Below are 21,207 nucleotides of genomic sequence, written 5' to 3'. Positions count from 1 at the left end.
GTCTGATGCGTCGGTTTCGACTGACACAGTGAAGGCTTTACCGTGCTTGCGCTGCGGGCGGCGGGCGCTTCATGCCCTGGGCGCTGACTAGGCCCGCAGACAGCGGCTGTCAATCTCGGCGGCGGGCGCGCCCCGACAGGACGGGCGCCTGGCGCGGCGCGGTTGCCTCAGGCCATGCCGGGCACGTCGGACAGCTCGAAATAGACCGGAAGTCCACGCTCGCGGGCGAGCCGCACGTCCTCGTCGGCGCCCTTGGAAGTGCCGGGCAGCCGCAGCACGGCGTCGCAATGGTGCAGCAGCCGGTCGGCGACCGGATAGGCGAATTCGTCATAGAGCGGGTCGCCGGCGCCTTTCGAGCCGACCTGCCGCCCGAGCGGCAGCGCCACCCATTCGCCGATGACCGGCAGGTGGCCGGCGCGAAACAGCGGAACGGCGACGCGTTCGAGGCGGCTCAGATTCTCCGCCATCTTGACCGGGTCGTCGCCGGTGCCGGAGCGATAGGGGCCGGCGATCAGGATGAGCAGCGGTTTTCCAGGGGTGTTCATGATATCTCCAGATATTGCACGAATCTGCACGAAATAAATATCGCCTCATGCATCATCGTGCAATATCGTGTGGCATCATTGAATTGACGGAGCCGTTCGAAGTGCTCACCAGCCAACGCAAACGTCTGATCCTCGATCGCCTCGCCCGGGACGGGCAGGTCGTCGCCAAGCAGCTCAGCCACGAACTCGCTTTGTCGGAAGACACCATCCGGCGCGACCTCAGGGAGCTTGCGGCGGAAGGCCTGCTATTGCGAGTTCATGGCGGGGCGATGCCGGTGTCGCCGACGGCGGTGCCGATCGCCGAGCGGCGCAGCCTCTCCCGGGACGCCAAGTCGGCGCTCGGCAAGGCCGGTGCCGCGATGATCCGGGACGGCATGACTGTCGTCTTCGACGGCGGCACCTCCAATCTGGAGATCATCCGCCACCTTCCGGCGCAGGCCCGATTCACCGCCATCACCCACAGCCCGACGATTGCCGTGGCGCTGGAGGACAGGCCTGATGTCGACGTCGTCATCATCGGCGGCAAACTCTTCCGTCACTCGATGGTGGCGACAGGCGCGCTGGCGGCCGAAGCGATTGCGCGCATCCGCGCCGATCTTTTCTTCCTTGGCGTCACCGGCGTTCATGCCGGCGAGGGGCTGACGACGGGCGACATGGAAGAGGCGGCGATCAAGCGGCAGCTGATGTCAGCGTCGGCCGAGACGGCAGTGCTGGCGACAAGCGACAAGCTTGGCGCGGTGTCGCCGTTCCGCATCGGTGGCATCGGCGAGATTTCGACGCTGATCGTCGAGGGTGAAGCGGCGGAAGAGCGCATCGCGGCGTTTGCCGGCAGCGGCGTTTCAATCCTGCGCGCGGGGTAGGATAACTAGCGCCGCATAGGCCGAAGTCTCAGGCGAGGGTGGTTCAAAAGCAAAAAGGGCGCCCGAGGGCGCCCTTTCGTAAGCTTCTGGAAGCTGGACTTCTTAGAAGTCCATGCCGCCACTCAAGCCCGCAAGCGGGCTTGAGCAACTTTAGCTCATGGGCGTGCTTTATGGACTTCTTAGAAGTCCATGCCGCCCATGCCGCCCATGCCGCCGCCGGGCATACCGCCCGGCATGCCGCCGGCGGAGTCCTTCTTCGGGGCTTCAGCGATCATGGCTTCGGTGGTGACCAGCAGGCCGGCAACCGAAGCTGCGTCCTGCAGGGCCGTACGAACGACCTTGACCGGGTCGACGATGCCGAAGGCGATCATGTCGCCATATTCGCCGGTCTGGGCGTTGTAGCCGAAGGTAGCCGTCTTGTTCTCGAGGATCTTGCCGGCAACGATCGAAGCTTCCGCACCTGCGTTCGAGGCGATCTGGCGGGCCGGAGCCTGCAGAGCGCGACGGACGATGTTGATGCCGGCAGCCTGGTCGGAGTTCTCGCCGACAGCCTTGATGGCGAGCGACGAACGCAGCAGGGCAACGCCACCGCCAGGAACGATGCCTTCTTCGACAGCGGCGCGGGTTGCGTTCAGCGCGTCGTCGACGCGGTCCTTGCGCTCCTTGACCTCGATCTCGGTCGCACCGCCGACGCGGATGACGGCAACGCCGCCTGCCAGCTTGGCGAGACGTTCCTGCAGCTTCTCCTTGTCGTAGTCCGACGTGGTCTCTTCGATCTGCTGCTTGATCTGGGCGACGCGGCCCTGGATCTCGGCCTTCTTGCCGGCGCCGTCGACGATGGTGGTGTTCTCCTTGGAGATCGACACCTTCTTGGCGCGGCCGAGCATGTTGAGGCCGACGTTCTCGAGCTTGATGCCGAGGTCTTCCGAGATGACCTGGCCACCGGTCAGGATGGCGATGTCTTCCAGCATGGCCTTGCGGCGATCGCCGAAGCCCGGAGCCTTGACGGCAGCGATCTTCAGGCCGCCACGCAGCTTGTTGACGACGAGCGTGGCCAGAGCCTCGCCTTCGACGTCTTCCGAGATGATGAGCAGCGGCTTCGAGGTCTGCACGACGGCTTCGAGGACCGGCAGCATGGCCTGGAGGTTCGACAGCTTCTTCTCGTGGAGCAGGATGTAGGCGTCTTCGAGATCAGCAACCATCTTGTCGGGGTTGGTGACGAAGTAGGGCGAGAGGTAGCCGCGGTCGAACTGCATGCCTTCGACGACTTCCAGCTCGGTCTCAGCGGTCTTGGCTTCTTCTACCGTGATGACGCCTTCGTTGCCGACCTTCTGCATCGCTTCCGCGATCATCGAGCCGATTTCCTTCTCGCCGTTTGCCGAGATGGTGCCGACCTGGGCGACTTCTTCCGAAGTCTTGATCTTCTTCGAAGACTTGACGAGGTGGGTGACGACTTCAGCAACGGCGAGGTCGATGCCGCGCTTCAGGTCCATCGGGTTCATGCCGGCGGCAACGGCCTTGTGGCCTTCCTGAACGATGGCCTGGGCCAGAACGGTCGCGGTCGTGGTGCCGTCGCCGGCGATGTCGTTGGTCTTCGAAGCAACTTCGCGGACCATCTGGGCGCCCATGTTCTCGAACTTGTCTTCAAGCTCGATTTCCTTGGCGACGGTGACGCCGTCCTTGGTGATGCGCGGGGCGCCGAACGACTTGTCGATGACGACGTTGCGACCCTTCGGGCCGAGCGTGACCTTCACCGCGTCGGCGAGGATGTTGACACCGCGCAGCATGCGCTCGCGAGCGTCGCGGGAGAACTTTACGTCTTTAGCAGCCATTTTAAGCTCCTCGATGGGCCTTTAGGGCCCGAATTTCAGATGGGATGGTGCGGATATCAGGCGATCAGCCGATGATGCCCATGATGTCGGATTCCTTCATGATCAGAAGGTCTTCGCCATTGAGCTTCACTTCGGTGCCCGACCACTTGCCGAACAGCACGCGGTCACCAGCCTTGACGTCCAGCGGGACGAGCTTGCCGGCTTCATCGCGCGCGCCGGAGCCGACGGCGACGATTTCGCCTTCCTGCGGCTTTTCCTTGGCCGTATCCGGGATGATGATCCCGCCGGCGGTCTTGGATTCGGATTCGACCCGGCGAACGACCACGCGGTCATGAAGCGGGCGGAACTTCGACTTTGCCATTTGAACTTCCTCGGTGAACTGTTGAGAACCCTCTGTCCGGCTGAACCGGACTTGGTTAGCACTCACTTCGAGCGAGTGCTAACGTGCCGCTGAGATAGTCCGCCACCCCTCAGCTGTCAAGGGAATGACAGCTTCGCGACAGCGACTTTTCTGGGGAGCCTAGGCGCGCGCCCGGGCGATGGCCTTGCGGAAGTCGTCCGAGGTCATGCCGCGCTTATAAAGCGCCTTGCCGATCAGGAAGCCCGGCGTGCCCTGGAGCTGCAAAGCGCTGGCCTGGGCCTCGTTGCGCTGGAGCACGCCGACCAGCACGTCCTGCCTCGCCTGGAGATCGCCGCGGGCGCGCTCGACATCGACGCCGGCTTCGTCAAGCAGATTGGCGGTGCTGCGGAATGTCAGCTTTTCGCGGGCGGTCATCAGCGTCTGCACGGCGTCGGCATAACGGCCCTGGCTGTTTGCGGCCAGGGTGAGCAGGGCGGCATTGCGCGAGACCTCGCCAAAGATCGGCCAGTCGCGCAGCACGAGGCGAATGCCTGTGTCTTCCTTCATCACCTCGGACAATTGCAGGAAGCTCAGCTTGCAATAGGGGCACTGGTAGTCGGTGAACTCGACCACCGTGACGTCGCCGTCGGCATTGCCGAGCACCGGGATGTCGGGATCGAAGGCGACCTCTTCGACGCTCGGCATCGGATTGGCCCAGAGCGGCAGCGGGGCAAGCGCGCCAAGGGCAGCAACGGCCTTGAGGATATGACGCCGGTTGGGCGACCGGTCGGGCATGCGATCGATCCTGTTTGTCGTGGCGTTGTCCTAGACGATGAGCCCGCATGATTAACAGTCGCCTAATCGCTAGGCCGGCACACGATGATGTGAAGGCTGGGATGCGAATGCAGGCGTGCCATGCAAAAAACGCCGCTTGAATGATAAGCATGCTTATAATATATGCGGCTCATGAAAAATGAAGGCATCGACAGGCTGGGTTTCCTGATCCACGACGCCGCACGGCTGATGCGCCGCAGTTTCGAGCAGCGCGGCAGCGAGTTCGGTCTGTCGGCGGCGCAATGGCGGCTGCTGGTCCGGCTGGTCAAGGAAGAGGGCGTGGCCCAGGCGCGGCTTGCCGAGCTGCTAGAAATCGAACCGATCAGCGTCTCGCGACTGCTGGACCGGATGGAGGAGGGCGGCTGGATCGAGCGACGCCAGGGCGCCAGCGATAGACGGGTGCGGATGATCTTTCCGACCGACAAGGCGCTGGAGGCCTTTTCCAAGGTCAAGGCGGTCGCCGGCGAAGTGTACGAGAAGGCGCTGGCGGGACTTTCCGATGAACAGCGCCTCGCCACGGTCCATGGCCTGCGCACCATTGTCGACAACCTTTCCGCGGGCGAGCCCATGGATGCGAATTGTTTGAGAGAGACGAAGACATGAACGCGGTGGCGAAAGTGAACGAGAACAGCACGAAGGTCGAACTCGAGGGCGTGGCGGTCGTGCCGCAGCAGGCGGCGGCACCTCAGCCGGCGCCGAAGAAGCGCGGCCGCGTCTTGCTGATGGCGGCTTTGCCGCTCGCTTTGGTGGTCGGCGGCGGCTATTTCTGGGTCACCGGCGGCCGCTACCAGGAAACCGAAAACGCCAATCTGCGCCAGGCCAAGGTCAACATCGCCTCGGAAGCGGCCGGCCGCATCGTCAAGGTCGACGTCACGGACAACTCCACGGTGAAAACGGGCGACGTCCTGTTCGAGGTCGATCCCGAGCCCTACAAGATCGCGCTTGCCCAGTCGGACGCGACCCTTGCCGCCGCCCGCCTCAATGTAGAGCAGCTGCGCGCCGCCTACAGCCAGGCGGTCGCCCAGGAACGGGTCGCAGCCAGCGGCCTCGACTATGCCCAGGCGCAGTTCGACCGCAGCAACGGTCTGGTCACCAAGGGCGTCAACACCAAGTCGTCGCTCGACGAGGCCCGCATGGACCTCGACAAGGCGCAGGAGCAGCACAGTGCGGCGGTGCAGGGCATCGCCAGCGCCAAGGCAGCGCTCGGCGGCAATCCCGACATCGAGACCGACAAGCACCCAACCGTCCTGTCGGCGCTCGCCGCCCGCGACAAGGCAGCCTTCAACCTGGCCCAGACCACGGTCCGCGCCCCCGCCGACGGCGTGGTCTCGCAGGCCGCGTCCTTCAAGGTCGGCCAGTTCGTCGGCACCGGCACAGCACTGTTCAGCCTGGTCGAGACGGGCGACACCTGGATCGAGGCCAATTTCAAGGAAACGCAGCTGACCCACATGAAGGTCGGCCAGGAAGCCGAGATCGTGCTCGACACATATCCGGACCGCAGCTTCCGCGGCACCGTCGAGGCGATCGGCGCCGGCACCGGCGCCGAGTTCTCGCTGCTGCCGGCCCAGAACGCCACCGGCAACTGGGTCAAGGTCACCCAGCGCATTCCGGTCAGGATCAAGGTCGACGCCGGCGACGCCGGTCTTGCCATGCGCACCGGCATGAGCGCCACCGTGTCGATCGACACCGGCGTGTCGCGCGGCTTCGGCAGCATCTTCGGTCACGCGGTGGCGGCGGAGTAAGCGCCGTCCCGGGGCGGCGTAGCAGCCCGTTCGTATCCAAGTGGGCGGCGGAACCGCTGCCCCAGTGCACATTTGAAATTTTCGAAGTGGATCCGGCCGCGCTGACGTGGCCGGCGCTCCGGCTTCTGGTCGCCGCTTGACGACCACAGGGTCCCAAGGGTTGGTCGAATGAGCCAGTCAGCAGCAAAATCCCTCACCGAGGTGCCGCATCGCGGCCTGATCACGGTTGCCATCATGCTGGCAACGGTGATGCAGGTGCTCGACACCACCATCGCCAATGTCGCGCTGCCCTCGATGGTCGGCGATCTCGGGGCGTCCCAGGACACCATCAACTGGGTGCTGACTTCCTATATCGTCGCCGCCGCCATCATGACGCCGCTGACCGGCTGGATGTCGGACCGTTTCGGCCGCAAGGAGCTGTTCCTCGTCTCGGTCGTCGGCTTCACCATCATGTCGATGCTCTGCGGCGTCGCCTGGAGCCTCGAGACGATGGTGCTGTTCCGCGTCCTCCAGGGCTTGTTCGGCGCGGCCATCGTGCCACTGAGCCAGACCTTCCTGCTCGACATCAACCCCAAGGAGCGCCACGGCCAGGCCATGGCACTGTGGGGCGCCGGCATCATGGTCGGCCCGATCATCGGCCCGACGCTTGGCGGCTGGCTGACCGAGAGCTTCAACTGGCGCTGGGTGTTCTTCATCAACCTGCCTGTCGGCATCGTCGCTTTCCTCGGCTCGGCAGCTTATCTGCCGGCCGTCGCCAAGCGCCTGCGCGGCTTCGACTTCTTCGGTTTTGCCATGCTGTCCCTAGGCGTCGGCGCGCTGCAGCTGATGCTCGACCGCGGCGGCGAGGTCGATTGGTTCTCGGCCGTCGAGATCTGGATCGAGCTCGGCCTGGCCATCACAGGCTTCTGGGTCTTTGCCGTCCATATGGCGATGTCTGAGAATACCTTCCTCGACCCAAAAATCTTCACCGACCGCAACTTCGTCACCGGCCTGGTGTTCATCTTCGTCATCGGCGTCATCCTTCTGGCGAGCCTGGCGCTGTTGCCGCCGATGCTGGCCCGCATCTATGGCTACCCGACCATCACCACCGGCCTGGTCATGGCGCCGCGCGGCGTCGGCACGATGATCTCGATGCTGCTTGTCGGGCGCCTGGTGCGCATGGTCGACAACCGCTACCTCGTCGTCGCCGGCCTGATTTTGACAGCGTTGTCGCTCTATTACATGACCGGCTTCACGCCACAGATGGACGCCTTCCTGATCGTTTCGACCGGCGTCGTGCAGGGCCTCGGCCTCGGCCTCGTCTTCGTGCCGCTGTCGACGGTGGCGTTTGCGACGCTGGCGCCGCAATACCGCACCGACGCCGCGAGCCTGTTCAGCCTGGTGCGCAACATCGGCTCGTCGATCGGCATTTCGATCGTCACGGTGCTGTTGACGCGCAACGTCCAGATCAACCATGCCGAGCTCTCGGCCAACATCACGCCGTTCAACCCCAACCTGATGGCACTGTCACCGGGGGCGGTCGCCGGCAACCCGACAGCGCTGTCGCAGGTCGACGGCCTGGTCAACATCCAGGCGCTGATGATCTCCTACATCGACGACTTCAAGCTGATGATGGTCGTCTCGCTCTGTGCCATTCCGCTGGCGCTTTTGCTGCGCAAGCCGAAGGGGCAGGCGACGGCCGGCGCTGCCCCGGCAGCGCATATGGACTGAACTGCCCGGCAGCGCTTGAAGAGCGAAAAGAAAAAAGGCGCCGCCCGCGAGGGTGGCGCCTTTTCATGTTTGGCGGCTGTCGTCAGCCGACGATGCGCAGGTTCGACAGCTCGTCGGCGATCTCCTTGAACACCTGCATCAGATTGGCGCCGGTGGCGTTCCAGTAGAGCTTCTTGCCGATGGTGGTGCGCGAATAGGAGGCGCAGGCCTTCATCGCGTCGATGGCCTTCTTCTCGGCGGTCTTGCTTTCGCTGAGGTCGAGCGACACGGTCATGACGACGACGGCGTCATTGCCCTGGCCGTCGATCTTGCGGGCATTGACGCCCTTGGCGTTGGAGCAGACCGTCTGCATCGTCTCGTCCATCGCCGCCTGGAAGTTGTCGCTGGTGTAGGTAGACTTGCTCACCGACGAACTGGTGCCCATGAATATGCGCGACGTGCTGGTGCCGTTGTAGCCCTTGCCGGCATAACCATAGGCGGCATAGGTCGAGCGGTTGTTGGCATAGCTCTGGTCGCCGAACGAGCTGTAGGTGTTGGCGCCGTCGGTCAGGACGATGATGACCTTGTCGTTGCCCTTTTCCGATTCAGACCTGCCGCCGGTGAACGGCGCGGGGCTCGACACCACCCTCCAGCCCCAGGCGGTGCCTTCCGGCACGTTGGTGTTGCCGGACGGCTCCATGTCGTCGATGGCCTTCTTGATGGCGTCTTTCCCGGCGGTCACGCTGATGTCGGTCAGCGGGGTGATCGGATTGGTGGTGCAGGAGTAGTTCGGACCATTGCCGTCAGGCGCGGCCGCCGCATCATAAGGCTTGACACGGAAATACTTCCGCATGTCGGCTTGGCGAGGCTTGGTGGTGGTGTCCTGCCAGTCGGCCCACCAGTCGTTGTCGTAGTTCCAGTTGTCGGAGTTGAGGTCGGGAATGCCGTCATCGTCCAGGTCGGTCCACAGGTGCCTCGCCTCGTCGGGGGCGAACATCGGCACGAACAGCGTCTCCGGTTTTGTCGTCGTGGCCGTCGTGTCGTCGGTATTGTAGGGCGCCGGGCGCGCTTCGACGCAACCCTGCCAACTGGTATATTGGCTGACCGTGTACTCGTATTCTGGTTCGTTGGTATACTCGCGACACCTGCCGCTGCTGTAGCGCTTGCAAACCCGCCTGACGGTGTTTGGCACAGCCTCTCGGTCGGTTTGCGCGATGATGTCTTGATACAGGCTGAACCTGGTGAGCGGCTCGCCGACCGCGGTTCCCCAGCCGGCACCCTTCTTGCGCCACATGCCGCCCGAATATTCGGCGAAGCGCTCGCCGATTTGGGCGATGTCGGCGGCCGTCATGTTGGCTTGCGTCATCTTCGACCAGTCGAAGTTCTCGTGATGAACAGGCGACAGCCCGTTCGTATCCATCCAGGACTGGTCGTCATTGTCGGGCGCGATGTTGACCGAGGCGGCAAACGGCACCAGTCCGAACTGCACCGGCTTGTCGATCTGCTTCATCGCGGCGGCCTGGTCGGCCATCTTGTCGACCAACTGCTTGGACGCGGCCTTGAGCAGGTCGATGCGCTTCTGGCCGGTGCCGGACCCGAGATAACTCATCGACCCCGAATTATCGAGGACGAGGGCGACCTCGAGCGTGTTCTTGAGGCGTATCTCCGACTTGACGGAAAATTCCATCTGGTTCGACCCGCTGCCCTTGCCGAGAAGTGCTGCCGCGGCGGGCACGAAATAAGGATCATATTTGAGATTGGCTTCGAGCTTCAGTGTGCCGCCGCCCGAATTGTTGCCGGGCAGGGTCACCACCAGTGTGGTGTTCGCCGGCTTCACCGGACCGAGATTGGCCTTGAAGAAGTCGCTCGCATAGGCCTTGAGCTGGTCGTCGGTGGCGCCTTCGATGAGGCGCCTGGCCGTGGCGATGCCGGCGGCGTCAAGGGCGTTGCGCGTGATCTCGCGCTGGCGCGACATCTCCGAATAATCGATCGCGAGAGCCAGAGCCCCCATGATCGGTACCATTGCTGCGACTGTGAGGATTGCATAGCTACCGCGCCGGTCGCGCAAAAAATTGCGGATCATGGATGGGGGTCCCCGAGCTCAACCCCAGTAAATTCGCACACAATCGGTAAATTTGCGGTTCCTAATCTAACGACAAGTCGCGGTTGCAGATTAGCTTCCCGTTTACCAAGCGGGCACCGACCTGCCGTGGCAGGGACGCTGTCGGTGTCGCTGGCATAGTTGCATCAAGGGCAAAAGCTGGTGACAGGACGGGCCGGTTCGGATAATTCCGGGCTGCTTGGCCGTTCAGCCAAAGTCTCCCGTTGGGATCGATCGAAGGACAGGAAATGGCAGGCTTGCCGCAATCAATCGCGTCGCTCGAAGCGCTTACCGGCCGTTATCAGGCTTTGCTCTGCGACGTCTGGGGCGTCATCCACAACGGTGTCGATGCTTTCCCCGAAGCCGCTGCGGCACTCAAGGCCGCGCGCGACAAGGGCGTGGCTGTCGTGCTGATCACCAATGCGCCGCGTCCGCGCGCCGGTGTCATCGCCCAGCTCGCCAATCTTGGCGTGCCCGAAAGCGCCTGGGACCGTGTCGTAACCTCCGGCGACGTCACCCGCGAATTGATCCGCTCGGGGCCGCGCCGGGTCTTCCACATCGGCCCCGACCGCGATTTTCCGATCTATGACGGTCTCGATGTCGATCTTGTCGAGGAGTTCGAGGCCTCCGTCGTGGTCTGCACCGGGCTTTTCGACGACGAGACCGAAACGCCCGACGACTATGCCGAGATGCTGCGCCGCCTGCGCGCGCGCAACCTGCCGTTCATCTGCGCCAATCCCGACATCGTCGTCGAGCGCGGCCACGAGCTGATCTGGTGCGCCGGCGCGCTGGCGCGTGACTACGGCCAGCTCGGCGGCCGCACGCTGGTGTCGGGCAAGCCGCACCGGCCGATCTATGAGGCGGCACTGGCGGCGGCGGGCGAAGTGCTCGGCCGCGAGGTCAAGCTGGCTGATGCGCTGGCGATCGGCGACGGCATGTTCACCGACGTCAAGGGTGCCGCCGACAACGGCATCGACGTGCTCTACGTCTCGGGTGGCATCCATGCCCGCGACTATGGCGAGGCGCATGCGCCCGATCCTGACATGCTCGCGGCGTTCCTCGACAAGCATGGCTATTCGCCGGTCGCGACCATTCCGAAGCTGCGGTAAGCGCCAAGATGACACAGAGCTTTCTTCGCATTTCGGGGGAAGAGCCGGTGCCGGAGCGGTTGCGCGGCAGCGTCGTTGCCATCGGCAATTTCGACGGCATCCATCGCGGCCACCAGGCGGTGCTCGAGCGCGCCCTCGAAGAGGCGCAGCGGCGCGGCGTGGCGGCACTGGTGCTGACCTTCGAACCGCATCCGCGCAAAGTGTTCCGGCCCGACGTGCCGCTGTTCGTCCTGACACCGCCGCCGGTCAAGGCGCGGCTGATCGAGGCGCTCGGCTTTGCCGGTGTCGTCGAAACGCCGTTCACGCGCGAATTTGCCGGCCTGTCGGCCGAGGATTTCGTCACCTCCATCCTGGAGCAGCGCCTCGGCATCAGCCACGTCGTCACCGGCTTCGATTTCCATTTCGGCAAGAACCGGCAGGGCGGACCGGCTTTCCTGATGGCGGCGGGGGAGCGGCACGGCTTCGGCGTGACCCTTGTCGACGCCTTCCGCGACGAAGGCACCGAGATCATCTCGTCGAGCCGGATCCGCGAACTCCTGTCCAGGGGCGAGGCGGCGGAAGCGGCCGGATTGCTCGGCTATCGCTACACGGTCGAAGCAGAGGTCTTCGGTGGGGCGCAACTGGGCCGCACCCTGGGCTTTCCGACCGCCAATATGCGGCTGTCTTCGGAGAGCGGTCTCAAGGAAGGCATCTATGCCGTGCGTTTCCGTCGCGCCGACGGAACGCTGTTTGACGGCGTCGCCAGCTTCGGCCGCCGTCCGACGGTGGGCGACAATCTGGCGCCGCTGCTCGAAACCTTCGTCTTCGACTTTGCCGGTGACCTCTATGGCGAGATCGCCTCGGTGTCGCTGTTCGGCTACCTCAGGGGCGAGGTCAAGTTCGAAGGCCTCGACGCCCTCGTCGTCCAGATGAAACAGGACGAGGCCGAGGCGAGGGCGCTGCTCCAGGGCGTGCGCCCCCTCTCCGAACTGGACCAGGCCATCGCGTTCTAGAAATGCGAAAGCGCTAGGCGTTGGCGCTTTTCAGGCCGAAGCCGAAGGCGATGTAGCCGATGCCCTGGAAGATCAGGTCGATCGCCAGGAAGGCGCCCAGCACGATCAGGCTGTTCACCGGCCAGCCGATGGCGATGACGATGCCTGCGAGCAATGTCACGACACCTGCGGCGACGATCCAGCCCCAGCTGGCGAGCAGGCCTCTGCCCTTGATGCCCATCCAGATGCGCATCAGGCCCGAGGCGACGAGGCTGGCCGCCAGGAACAGCGTCAGGATCGAGGATGCCAACAGCGGATTGTTGAAGGTGAGGAAGCCGGCGACGATGTAGAGCACGCCGCCGAGCAGCCACAGCAGCAGGCCGCCCCAGCTCTTGACGCCAAAGGCATGGACGATCTCGAAGACGCCGGCGAGGATCATCAGCCAGCCCACGAGGTAGACCGAGGTCACCGTCGCGATATACAGGTTGCCGGCCGCGATGATCCCGAGAACGGTGAGTGCTGCGCCCAAAAGCACGAACCAGCCCCATTTGGAGCGCAACGCGGCGATGTCGCCTTGCGGCATTTGATCGGAAATTGCCATCGGTCCCTTCTCCTGAAAAGTTGCCTGCTTCAGTTGCGTGACCTCCGGCCACACCGCCAACGCTAGTACCGGCGGTTGTATCCGTCCAGCATTCCGGTTTCGGCATTCCGGTTTCGTCGGGGCGTGGGCCAATGTTGTGCCAGGGCTAGAAATTAAATCAAATTTTACCGAGTTGGGCCAAACCCGGGGGGTGTCCTGTTGGGTGTGTTTCGTGTACGCGGGGTTGTGATGCCTAGTTTCGCTCGTATTTTGGCGGCAGCCTCCGCGCTTGCCTTGGTGACGGTTCCGGCAACCGCCGGCGAGGGCGCATTCGGCTTTCTCTCCGGCGACTGGTACCTGACGCTCGGCGCCACCGGCATGGTCGCGCCCCGTTTCGAGGGCTCCAAGAAATATCTGTTCAGCGCCCAGCCGATCATTTCGCTGGGGAAGGCAGGCAATGAGGTGCGCTTTTCCTCGCGCAACGACAACATCTCCCTGGCGCTGATCGACGATGGCGGCGTCCGCGCCGGCCTGAACGGCAAGATCATCTTCGGCCGCGACGCCGAGCACGAGTTGCAGGGCCTGCACGACGTGCGCTGGGGCGGTGAGGTCGGTGGCTTCTTCGAATTCTACCCGACCGACTGGATGCGCGCCCGCGCCGAGGTCCGGCATGGCATTCGCGCCCATAGCGGCATCGTCGCCGACATCGCCGTCGATGCGTTCCACGACGTCACCCCCGAAATCCGGGTCTCGGGTGGCCCGCGTGTGTCCTTTGCCTCCAACGATTATTTCGACACTTATTACGGCGTCAGCGCCCAGGAAGCCGCCGCTTCCGGCATCAGCCAGTACAATCCCGGCAGCGGCATGCGCTCGGCGGGTCTCGGCGGCGCGGTCACCTGGAAGGCGACCGACAATGTCACCGCCAGCCTGTTTACCGAGTATTCGCGCCTGATGGGGCCGGCGGCCGATTCGACCATCGTCAGGGAGCGCGGCTCGCGCGACCAGCTGACGATCGGCGTGTCGACCAGCTACCGCTTCGACTTCAACCTTTGATATCAGGCGAATTAGGCGCTTTATTCCGCGCTCCGGCTCCGCTAAAAGCGCGGCCATGAGATTTTTCGCGCCCGTCTTTGCGACGTCGATACGAATTACAGGCCCGGCCTTCCGGGTGGCCTGAGGCTGTCCGCAAGTCCGGGACTTTTTGCCTGCGCGCTACCGGCGCCTTTTCCAGATCATGACAGTTGAACGCCCGTGGCAGCTTTGCCGGGCAAGATGGCAAGACAAATGACCGACACGTTCGAAAAGCTCGACTATTCCAAGACGCTTTACCTGCCGCAGACGGAATTCCCGATGCGCGCCGGCCTGCCCGAGAAGGAGCCGGTGACGGTTGCGCGCTGGCAGAAGATGGACCTCTACAAGCGCCTGCGCGAAAGTGCCGCCGGCCGCGAGAAATACGTCCTGCATGACGGCCCGCCCTATGCCAACGGCAACATCCATATCGGCCATGCGCTGAACAAGATCCTCAAGGACGTCATCACCCGCTCGTTCCAGATGCGCGGCTACGATTCCAACTACGTGCCGGGCTGGGACTGCCACGGCCTGCCGATCGAGTGGAAGATCGAGGAAAAATACCGCGCCGCCGGCAAGAACAAGGACGAGGTCGAGATCAACGAATTCCGCAAGGAATGCCGTGAATTCGCCGCCGGCTGGATCGGCATCCAGGCCGAGGAGTTCCAGCGTCTCGGCGTCATCGGCGACTTCAAGAACCCGTACACGACGATGAATTTCCACGCCGAGGCGCGCATCGCCGGCGAGCTGTTGAAGTTCGCCATGTCGGGCCAGCTCTATCGCGGCTCGAAGCCGGTGATGTGGTCGGTCGTCGAGCGCACCGCGCTCGCCGAGGCCGAGGTCGAATACCAGGATTACGAGAGCGACACGATCTGGGTGAAGTTCCCGGTCGCTTCCGGCTCCGAAGCCCTGGCCGGCGCCCATGTCGTCATCTGGACGACGACGCCCTGGACCATCCCCGGCAACCGCGCCGTCAGCTATTCGCCGCGCATCGCCTACGGCCTCTATGAGGTCACCGCTGCCGAAAACGATTTCGGCCCGCAGCCGGGCGAAAAGCTGATATTTGCCGCAGCCCTTGCCGACGAGGCCGCGGCCAAGGCCAAGGTGACGTTGAATCAGATCGCCAGCGTTTCCGGCGAAGAGCTTGGAAAGGCTGTGCTTTCGCATCCGCTCAAGGGCTTCGGCGGCGGCTATCTGTTCGGCGTGCCGATGATTGCCGGCGACCATGTCACCGACGATGCCGGCACCGGCTTCGTGCACACGGCACCCGGCCATGGCCGCGAGGACTTTGACGCCTGGATGGATGCGGCGAAGGATCTGCACGCGCGCGGCATCGACCCGGCGATCCCGTTTACCGTCGACGATGGCGGCTTCTTCACCAAGGACGCGCCGGGCTTCGGTCCCGGCCGCGAAGGTGGTGCGGCGCGCGTCATCGACGACAACGGCAAGAAGGGCGACGCCAACAAGGCGGTCATCGACGAGCTGATCAGGCACGCGGCGCTGTTTGCGCGCGGCCGGCTCAAGCACAGCTATCCGCACAGCTGGCGTTCGAAGAAGCCGATCATCTTCCGCAACACGCCGCAGTGGTTCGTCTATATGGACAAGGAGCTCGGCGACGGCACGACCTTGCGCAGCCGCGCGCTTCAGGCGATCGACGACACGCGTTTCGTGCCCGCCGCCGGCCAGAACCGCCTGCGCGCCATGATCGAGGACCGCCCCGACTGGGTGCTGTCGCGCCAGCGCGCCTGGGGCGTGCCGATCGCCATCTTTGCCGACGCCGACGGCAATGTGCTGAAGGACGAGGCGGTCAATGCCCGCATCGTCGCGGCCTTCGAGGACGAGGGCGCCGACGCCTGGTTCGCCGAGGGCGCGCGCGAGCGCTTCCTGGGCTCCCGCGCCAACGAGGCGTGGACCCAGGTGATGGACATCCTCGACGTCTGGTTCGACTCGGGCTCGACCCATGTCTTCACGCTGGAGGATCGCCCCGACCTGAAATGGCCGGCCGATGTCTATCTCGAAGGCTCGGACCAGCATCGCGGCTGGTTCCACTCGTCGCTGCTCGAAAGCTGCGGCACGCGCGGCCGCGCGCCTTACAACACGGTCGTCACCCATGGTTTCACCATGGACGAGGAAGGCCGCAAGATGTCGAAGTCGCTCGGCAACACCGTGGTGCCTCAGGACGTCATGAAGCAGTCGGGCGCCGACATTTTGCGCCTGTGGGTGATGACGACGGACTATTGGGAAGACCAGCGCCTCGGCAAGAACGTGCTGCAGACCAACATCGACGCCTATCGCAAGCTGCGCAACACCATCCGCTGGATGCTCGGCACGCTCGCCCATGACGACGGCGAGGAGGTGGCGCTGGCCGAGATGCCGGAGCTGGAGCGGCTGATGCTGCACCGGCTGTCGGAGCTCGATGCGCTGGTGCGCAAGGGTTATGACGATTTCGAGTTCAAGCGTATCACCCGTGCGTTGATCGACTTCATGGTCGTCGAGCTGTCGGCCTTCTACTTCGACATCCGCAAGGACGTGCTCTACTGCGATGCGCCGTCGAGCATCCGCCGCAAGGCGGCCGTCCATGTCGTGCGCGTGCTGTTCAACTGCGTCGTCAAGTGGCTGGCGCCGATGCTGCCCTTCACCACCGAAGAGGCCTGGCTCGAACGCCACCCGGGCGCCGAGTCGGTGCATCTCGAACAGTTCCCCGACGTGCCGGCTGCCTGGCGCGACGAGGCGCTGGCCGAGAAGTGGCGCAAGGTTCGCCAGGTGCGCAGCGTGGTTACCGGCGCGCTCGAGCTCGAGCGGGCCAAGAAGACCATCGGCTCGTCGCTGGAGGCGGTTCCTGTCGTCCATATGAGCGACGCGGTGCTGGAAGACGCGCTCTCGGGCATCGACCTGGCCGAGATCAGCATCACCAGCGATCTCGTCATCTCCCATGATGCGGCGCCGGCCGATGCCTTTGTCCTGCGCGAAGTTCCCGGCGTTGCCGTCGTCGTCGAGAAGGCGGAGGACCGCGGGCTGGTGAAATGCGCGCGTTCCTGGCGCTACACCGGCGATGTCGGTTCCGACGCCGCCTTTGCCGATGTCTCCGCGCGCGACGCCGCGGCCCTGCACGAACTCAAGGCGCTCGGCCGGCTCTGACACCCGACCGGCTGGCATGGGCCTGCTCTGAGATGGGCCGGCTCTGAGATGGGCCGGTTCTAACAGATGCTGAAATGCAACGACCGGTAGACATCTCCGGCCGGTCGTTGCCCTTGACGACCCATTAAGGTAAAAGCGCGAAACTCCGGCAGACAAATTGTCGCCGGAATTCCGTCGGATGAGCATACGGACCGGGACCCGGCTCAAGGCCGGCATCTAGCGAGAGGCGTTCGAGTGAAAATTACTGGCATGACGGACCGCATCAGCGCGCGCGGAGCTTTGCTTGCGTCGCTCGCCGTTTCCGGCCTGGCGCTTACGGGCTGCATGAGCGCGCCCACCTACGGCACCGACAAGTCGGCGACGACCCAGCTCGCGACCGACCTGACCAACATCATGTCGTTGAAGCCGAAGACCAACACCATCGACTACAAGCCGCGTCCGGAGCTGGTGAAGCCGAAGACCGGCCAGGTCGCCGCCCTGCCGGCGCCGCAGGACAACATCGTCACCACGGCAAGCGCCGACTGGCCCGAATCGCCCGAGGCACGCCGCGCCCGCATCCGCGACAACGCCACCAAGAATCGCGACAACCCGAATTTCGAGCCGGAAGTCGTCAACGACATGTCTGCGCTGAACGGCCCCGACATGAGCAAGTGGACGCCGGCGCAGCGCAAGGCCGAGATCGAACGCCGCCTGCGCGAGAACAAGCAGGGCAGCACCACTTCCCGCAAATATCTGAGCGAGCCGCCGCTGGCCTACCGCCAGGCAGCCGCCACCGCCGCCCAGGATGAGCTCGGCGAAGACGAGATCAAGAAGGAACGCCGCAAGAAGAAGCTCGCCAAGAAGGGCACGAGCTGGTGGCCGTTCTGATCCTGGCCACAATTGCAGACTGACCGGGCGCCCTGACTGGTTCAGGGCGTTTTCGTTTTTGCGGGGCTGCCTGCAGCAATTCCAGGAAAAGTGTGCAGCGGTTTTCCCTGGGAATTGCGCAACAACAAAAATGCTGGAGAGATTCCGCGATTCGAAGCAAAGCGGAAACGCTCTAGTCCTCGCGCCTGTCCTTGAAGAAGCTCTTGAGCATCTCGGCGGCGCGGGTTTCACCGATGCCGGCATAGACGTCGGGTGCGTGATGGCAGGTGGGGGAGGCGTAGAACCTCACGCCGCTGACCACAGCGCCACCTTTGTCGTCGGCGGCGCCGAAATAGAGCCGGCGCAGGCGGGCAAACGATATGGCCGCGGCGCACATGGTGCAGGGTTCGAGCGTCACATAGAGGTCGAGCCCGGTCAGGCGCTCCTGGCCGAGCCGCACGCAGGCCTGGCGGATCGCCAGTATCTCGGCATGTGCCGTGGCATCGTTGAGTTCACGGGTGCGGTTGCCGGCCCGGGCGACGATTTCGTTGCCCTGGACGATGACCGCGCCGATCGGCACTTCGCCGCGCGCCGCTGCCGCTTCGGCCTCGTCGAAGGCCAATGCCATGTAATCGGGCCGTTTCACGCCTCAACCATCCTGTTACCCCTCGCTAACCCCCGAGCTTCCTGTTATCTAGCCGCCGAAAAGGGCAAAGGCCACCATGGACGACGATCGTAAGAAATTCCCCCGCAAGGGCGGGTCAAAACCGGCTGGAGCGGGCGGCCGTGACGGCGGTGCCAAGAAATTCGGCAAGCCGCGCAGCGAAGGTGGCGCAAAACCCTTTGCCAAGAAGCCGTTCGTGAAGCGCGCCGAAGGTGCCGAGGGCGGCGAACGCCCGAAGCGCGATTTCCGCCCGCGCGACGGCGAGGCGCGCGCCGAGCGGCCGTTCAACAAGGGGCCGCGCCCCGAAGGCAAGCCGTATGAAAAGCGCGAAGGCGGCCGCTCGTTCGGCGGCGACAAGCCCTTTGCCAAGAAGCCCTATCGTGCGCGCGCCGTCGAAGGTGCCGAAGGCGGCGAACGCCCCAGGCGCGATTTCGCGCCGCGTGATGGCGAAGCCCGCGCCGAGCGTCCGTTCCACAAGGGCCCGCGCCCTGAAGGCAAGCCATATGAAAAGCGCGAAGGCGGTCGTTCCTTTGGCGGCGACAAGCCGTACCGTGCGCGCCCGGCCGAGGGTGGGGAGCGTCCGCAGCGTGAATTCCGTCCGCGCGACGGCGAGGCGCGCGCTGAAGGCGGCGAGCGTCCGTTCCGCAAGGGCCCGCGCCCCGAGGGCAAGCCATATGAAAAGCGTGAAGGCGGCCGTTCGTTTGGCGGTGACAAGCCTTATCGTGCCCGTCCTGCCGAAGGCGGCGATCGTCCGCAGCGCGAGTTCCGTCCGCGCGACGGTGATGCGCGCCCGGCAGGCGGCGATCGCCCGTACCGCGCGCGCCCCGAGGGCGGCAAGCCCTTCGAGAAGCGCGGCGAAGGCTTCAAGCCGCGCCCGCGTGCTTCCGAGGATGCACCGGAGCCGGGCGAGCGCATCGCCAAGCGCCTGGCGCGTGCGGGCCTCGCCTCGCGCCGCGATGCCGAGGAGCTGATTGCTGCCGGCCGCGTCAAGGTCAACAACAAGGTGCTGGCGTCTCCGGCGGTCAACGTCATGCCTGACGACATCATCCATCTCGACGGCATGGAAATCCCGCCGATCGAGCGCACCCGCCTGTTCCTGTTCCACAAGCCGGCCGGCGTGGTCACCACCAACCGCGATCCCGAGGGCCGCAAGACCGTCTTCGACGTGCTGCCGCAAGAGCTGCCGCGCCTGATGACGATCGGCCGCCTCGACATCAACACCGAAGGCCTGTTGTTGCTGACCAATGATGGCGGCCTGTCGCGCGTGCTCGAACTGCCGGCGACCGGCTGGCTGCGCCGCTACCGCGTGCGCGTCCACGGCAAGGTCGAGCAGAAGACGCTGGACGGTCTCAGGGACGGCATCGCCGTCGAGGGCGTGTTCTACGGCTCGATCGAGGCGACGCTCGACCGCGAGCAGGGCAGCAATGCCTGGATCACCATCGGCCTGCGCGAAGGCAAGAACCGCGAGGTCAAGAACATCCTCGGCGCGCTCGGCCTCGAGGTGAACCGCCTGATCCGCATCTCCTATGGCCCGTTCCAGCTCGGTGAGCTGCCGGAGGGCCATGTCCAGGAGATCAAGGGCAAGATGCTGCGCGACCAGCTCGGCGAGCGGCTGATCGAGGAGTCGGGGGCCAATTTCGACGCCGACATCGTCAAGCCGTTCTCCAACAAGCCGACCTTCCGCCGCGAGGAAGAGGCGCCGCGCGCCCCGCGTGCACCCCGCCTCGACATCGGCGAAGGCGGCCTGATCAAGAACCGCAAGCGCGATCGCGAGCGTCATCGCGAGGACGTGCTGGGCCGCCTGTCGACCGAACGCCCTGCCGGCTTCGGCGACAAGCCGAGTTTCGGTGACAAGCCAAGGTTCGGCGACAAGCCGAGATCCGGGGACCGGCCGAAATTCGGGGACAAGCCCAGGTTCGGCGACAAGCCCAGGTTTGGCGACAAGCCGAAATTCGGCGGCAAGAAGGGTGACGAGCGCGAAAAGAAGCCGTTCGAGACGCCTGGCGCCCGCAAGACAAATGTCTGGATGGCTCCGGGCGCGCGTCCGCAGAGCGAAAAGGCCAAGGCCGATGCCGCGTCGAAGCCGCGCTTCGACAAGCCGCGTTCCGACAAGCCTCGTTCCGACAGGCCTCGTTCCGACAGGCCCCATTCTGACAGACCCCATTCTGACAGACCGGGCGGCGACGGCCCGCGCGGTGGACGGCCCGGCGGTCCGCGCCGGGATCGCGGCTGATGCGGGTAGTCGGTGGTGATTTGCGCGGCAGGCCGTTGGCCACGCCGCGCGACAACGCCATTCGTCCGACAACGGATCGCACACGCGAGGCGGTGTTCAACATGCTTGCCCATCGCTTCGGCGGCAGGCTCGACGGCGTGCGTGTGCTCGACCTCTTCGCCGGCACCGGCGCGCTCGGCATCGAGGCGCTGTCACGCGGCGCTGCCTATTGCGTGTTCATCGAGGAATCGGCCGAAGGCCGCGGACTTGTCCGCACCAATGTCGAGAGTTTCGGCCTGACCGGCCGGACCAAGATCTTCCGCCGCGACGCAACCGCTCTCGGAGACGCCGGCACGCTCGGGCCGTTCGGCCTGGTCTTCGCCGATCCGCCCTATGGCAAGGGCCTGGGCGAGAAAGCCTTGCGTTCGGCTCGCGCCGGCGCCTGGCTGGCGCCGGGCGCGCTCTGCGTCGTCGAGGAAGCGGCATCCGCTGCGTTCGAGCCGGGACCCGGCTTTGCCGTCGTCGACGAACGTTCTTATGGCGAGACGGTGATCCGCTTCATCGAGGCGCAATAGCTGCGGCGCCCGACTTCGGCCTCTTTCGGACCGGAAGATTACGAACAATTCACTTCCCGCCGCTTTGTGCCGAAGCCTATAAGGCGGGCACGTCCACATTC

At 64.7% G+C, this 21,207-nt stretch carries 18 protein-coding genes; 11 read left to right on the top strand and 7 right to left on the bottom strand.

The genetic code is table 11. From position 1 onward, the window contains the following. Nucleotides 1–167 precede the first annotated feature (167 nt). Nucleotides 168–524 (bottom strand): DUF4406 domain-containing protein, encoded by a 357-nt coding sequence (locus tag HNQ95_RS06010; RefSeq protein WP_182573716.1) that lies wholly within the window; start codon nt 522–524, stop codon nt 168–170. Nucleotides 525–646: 122 nt separating this feature from the next. On the opposite strand from HNQ95_RS06010, the gene HNQ95_RS06005 reads away from it, so the two are divergent. Then, nucleotides 647–1,405, top strand: coding sequence for a DeoR/GlpR family DNA-binding transcription regulator (locus HNQ95_RS06005; protein WP_182573666.1), 759 nt, complete (start codon nt 647–649; stop codon nt 1,403–1,405). Between the two features lie 179 nt (nt 1,406–1,584). Here HNQ95_RS06005 and groL read toward each other — a convergent pair whose 3' ends face one another. The 3 genes from groL to HNQ95_RS05990 all read right to left on the bottom strand — a co-directional run bounded on the left by groL (nt 1,585) and on the right by HNQ95_RS05990 (nt 4,372). Beyond that, a complete protein-coding gene (groL, locus tag HNQ95_RS06000; RefSeq protein WP_067963396.1) occupies nt 1,585–3,237 on the bottom strand; it encodes a chaperonin GroEL in 1,653 nt (550 codons plus the stop codon). A 64-nt stretch (nt 3,238–3,301) separates the two neighbouring features. Beyond that, nucleotides 3,302–3,598 carry a co-chaperone GroES gene (gene groES, locus HNQ95_RS05995; RefSeq protein WP_018427182.1) on the bottom strand — a complete coding sequence of 99 codons (297 nt, stop codon included), beginning with the start codon at nt 3,596–3,598 and terminating at the stop codon, nt 3,302–3,304. A 159-nt stretch (nt 3,599–3,757) separates the two neighbouring features. Continuing rightward, on the bottom strand, nt 3,758–4,372 hold the full coding sequence (locus HNQ95_RS05990) for a DsbA family protein (RefSeq protein ID WP_067963393.1): 615 nt from the start codon (nt 4,370–4,372) through the stop codon (nt 3,758–3,760). Nucleotides 4,373–4,543: 171 nt separating this feature from the next. On the opposite strand from HNQ95_RS05990, the gene HNQ95_RS05985 reads away from it, so the two are divergent. The 3 genes from HNQ95_RS05985 (at nt 4,544) to HNQ95_RS05975 (ending at nt 7,863) form a co-directional block, all read left to right on the top strand. Then, on the top strand, nt 4,544–5,014 hold the full coding sequence (locus tag HNQ95_RS05985; protein ID WP_067966777.1) for a MarR family winged helix-turn-helix transcriptional regulator: 471 nt from the start codon (nt 4,544–4,546) through the stop codon (nt 5,012–5,014). Further along, the gene (locus tag HNQ95_RS05980) at nt 5,011–6,153 is read left to right on the top strand and encodes an HlyD family secretion protein (RefSeq protein ID WP_067963391.1); all 1,143 of its coding nucleotides are present in this window, start codon (nt 5,011–5,013) and stop codon (nt 6,151–6,153) included. The genes HNQ95_RS05985 and HNQ95_RS05980 overlap by 4 nt, the downstream gene beginning before the upstream one ends. 168 nt (nt 6,154–6,321) lie before the next feature. Then, entirely contained in the window at nt 6,322–7,863 is a 1,542-nt protein-coding gene (locus tag HNQ95_RS05975; RefSeq protein WP_067963388.1) for a DHA2 family efflux MFS transporter permease subunit, read from the top strand. 82 nt (nt 7,864–7,945) lie between these two features. Here HNQ95_RS05975 and HNQ95_RS05970 read toward each other — a convergent pair whose 3' ends face one another. Beyond that, nucleotides 7,946–9,925, bottom strand: coding sequence for a TadE/TadG family type IV pilus assembly protein (locus HNQ95_RS05970; RefSeq protein WP_067963383.1), 1,980 nt, complete (start codon nt 9,923–9,925; stop codon nt 7,946–7,948). A 266-nt stretch (nt 9,926–10,191) separates the two neighbouring features. Here HNQ95_RS05970 and HNQ95_RS05965 point away from each other — a divergent pair, with 266 nt between their 5' ends. Further along, nucleotides 10,192–11,052, top strand: coding sequence for a TIGR01459 family HAD-type hydrolase (locus HNQ95_RS05965; RefSeq protein ID WP_182573667.1), 861 nt, complete (start codon nt 10,192–10,194; stop codon nt 11,050–11,052). Between the two features lie 8 nt (nt 11,053–11,060). After that, a complete protein-coding gene (locus HNQ95_RS05960) occupies nt 11,061–12,044 on the top strand; it encodes a bifunctional riboflavin kinase/FAD synthetase (protein ID WP_182573668.1) in 984 nt (327 codons plus the stop codon). 13 nt (nt 12,045–12,057) lie between these two features. Here HNQ95_RS05960 and HNQ95_RS05955 read toward each other — a convergent pair whose 3' ends face one another. Beyond that, nucleotides 12,058–12,624 carry an HdeD family acid-resistance protein gene (locus HNQ95_RS05955; protein ID WP_246340597.1) on the bottom strand — a complete coding sequence of 189 codons (567 nt, stop codon included), beginning with the start codon at nt 12,622–12,624 and terminating at the stop codon, nt 12,058–12,060. A gap of 228 nt (nt 12,625–12,852) precedes the next feature. On the opposite strand from HNQ95_RS05955, the gene HNQ95_RS05950 reads away from it, so the two are divergent. The 3 genes from HNQ95_RS05950 (at nt 12,853) to HNQ95_RS05940 (ending at nt 17,676) form a co-directional block, all read left to right on the top strand. Next, nucleotides 12,853–13,656 carry a MipA/OmpV family protein gene (locus HNQ95_RS05950; RefSeq protein ID WP_182573669.1) on the top strand — a complete coding sequence of 268 codons (804 nt, stop codon included), beginning with the start codon at nt 12,853–12,855 and terminating at the stop codon, nt 13,654–13,656. Nucleotides 13,657–13,887: 231 nt separating this feature from the next. Further along, nucleotides 13,888–16,809 (top strand): isoleucine--tRNA ligase, encoded by a 2,922-nt coding sequence (ileS, locus tag HNQ95_RS05945; protein ID WP_154385460.1) that lies wholly within the window; start codon nt 13,888–13,890, stop codon nt 16,807–16,809. Nucleotides 16,810–17,058: 249 nt separating this feature from the next. Further along, entirely contained in the window at nt 17,059–17,676 is a 618-nt protein-coding gene (locus HNQ95_RS05940; RefSeq protein ID WP_154385459.1) for a hypothetical protein, read from the top strand. Between the two features lie 172 nt (nt 17,677–17,848). On the opposite strand, the gene HNQ95_RS05935 is transcribed toward HNQ95_RS05940, so the two are convergent. Next, nucleotides 17,849–18,301: a nucleoside deaminase gene (locus tag HNQ95_RS05935; RefSeq protein WP_182573670.1), complete on the bottom strand. Its 453-nt coding sequence runs from the start codon at nt 18,299–18,301 to the stop codon at nt 17,849–17,851. Between the two features lie 76 nt (nt 18,302–18,377). Here HNQ95_RS05935 and HNQ95_RS05930 point away from each other — a divergent pair, with 76 nt between their 5' ends. Both HNQ95_RS05930 and rsmD read left to right on the top strand, forming a co-directional pair. Beyond that, on the top strand, nt 18,378–20,552 hold the full coding sequence (locus HNQ95_RS05930) for a pseudouridine synthase (RefSeq protein WP_182573671.1): 2,175 nt from the start codon (nt 18,378–18,380) through the stop codon (nt 20,550–20,552). Beyond that, nucleotides 20,552–21,106: a 16S rRNA (guanine(966)-N(2))-methyltransferase RsmD gene (gene rsmD, locus HNQ95_RS05925; protein ID WP_182573672.1), complete on the top strand. Its 555-nt coding sequence runs from the start codon at nt 20,552–20,554 to the stop codon at nt 21,104–21,106. Before HNQ95_RS05930 ends, rsmD begins: the two co-directional genes overlap by 1 nt. Nucleotides 21,107–21,207 lie beyond the last annotated feature (101 nt).

Origin of the sequence: Aminobacter ciceronei (genome assembly GCF_014138625.1) — a bacterium.
GTDB lineage: Bacteria > Pseudomonadota > Alphaproteobacteria > Rhizobiales > Rhizobiaceae > Aminobacter > Aminobacter ciceronei.
This window is presented reverse-complemented; position numbering and strand designations above follow the sequence as displayed.